Source organism: Klebsiella sp. HMSC25G12, assembly GCF_001807705.1.
Taxonomy (GTDB): Bacteria; Pseudomonadota; Gammaproteobacteria; order Enterobacterales; family Enterobacteriaceae; genus Klebsiella; species Klebsiella variicola.
Genome location: NZ_KV789925.1, coordinates 1 through 1,152, shown reverse-complemented (window position 1 = coordinate 1,152; position 1,152 = coordinate 1). Strand labels below are relative to the sequence as shown.

The 1,152-nt window shown below is 53.2% G+C and carries 1 rRNA gene; it reads left to right on the top strand.

Annotated features, from left to right (window positions below):
• Positions 1–146: 146 nt before the first annotated feature.
• Positions 147–1,152: ribosomal RNA gene (locus tag HMPREF3096_RS25590) — 16S ribosomal RNA — on the top strand; the annotation flags it as partial.

The window sequence follows — 1,152 nt, the reverse complement described above, 5'->3', positions numbered from 1 at the left end:
ACTGCTCTTTAACAATTTATCAGACAATCTGTGTGGGCACTCAAAGTGACATGGATTCTTAACGTCCTCGGACGAAAAATGAATACCAAGTCTCTGAGTGAACATACGTAATTCATTACGAAGTTTAATTCACGAGCATCAAACTTAAATTGAAGAGTTTGATCATGGCTCAGATTGAACGCTGGCGGCAGGCCTAACACATGCAAGTCGAGCGGTAGCACAGAGAGCTTGCTCTCGGGTGACGAGCGGCGGACGGGTGAGTAATGTCTGGGAAACTGCCTGATGGAGGGGGATAACTACTGGAAACGGTAGCTAATACCGCATAACGTCGCAAGACCAAAGTGGGGGACCTTCGGGCCTCATGCCATCAGATGTGCCCAGATGGGATTAGCTAGTAGGTGGGGTAACGGCTCACCTAGGCGACGATCCCTAGCTGGTCTGAGAGGATGACCAGCCACACTGGAACTGAGACACGGTCCAGACTCCTACGGGAGGCAGCAGTGGGGAATATTGCACAATGGGCGCAAGCCTGATGCAGCCATGCCGCGTGTGTGAAGAAGGCCTTCGGGTTGTAAAGCACTTTCAGCGGGGAGGAAGGCGGTGAGGTTAATAACCTCATCGATTGACGTTACCCGCAGAAGAAGCACCGGCTAACTCCGTGCCAGCAGCCGCGGTAATACGGAGGGTGCAAGCGTTAATCGGAATTACTGGGCGTAAAGCGCACGCAGGCGGTCTGTCAAGTCGGATGTGAAATCCCCGGGCTCAACCTGGGAACTGCATTCGAAACTGGCAGGCTAGAGTCTTGTAGAGGGGGGTAGAATTCCAGGTGTAGCGGTGAAATGCGTAGAGATCTGGAGGAATACCGGTGGCGAAGGCGGCCCCCTGGACAAAGACTGACGCTCAGGTGCGAAAGCGTGGGGAGCAAACAGGATTAGATACCCTGGTAGTCCACGCTGTAAACGATGTCGATTTGGAGGTTGTGCCCTTGAGGCGTGGCTTCCGGAGCTAACGCGTTAAATCGACCGCCTGGGGAGTACGGCCGCAAGGTTAAAACTCAAATGAATTGACGGGGGCCCGCACAAGCGGTGGAGCATGTGGTTTAATTCGATGCAACGCGAAGAACCTTACCTGGTCTTGACATCCACAGAACTT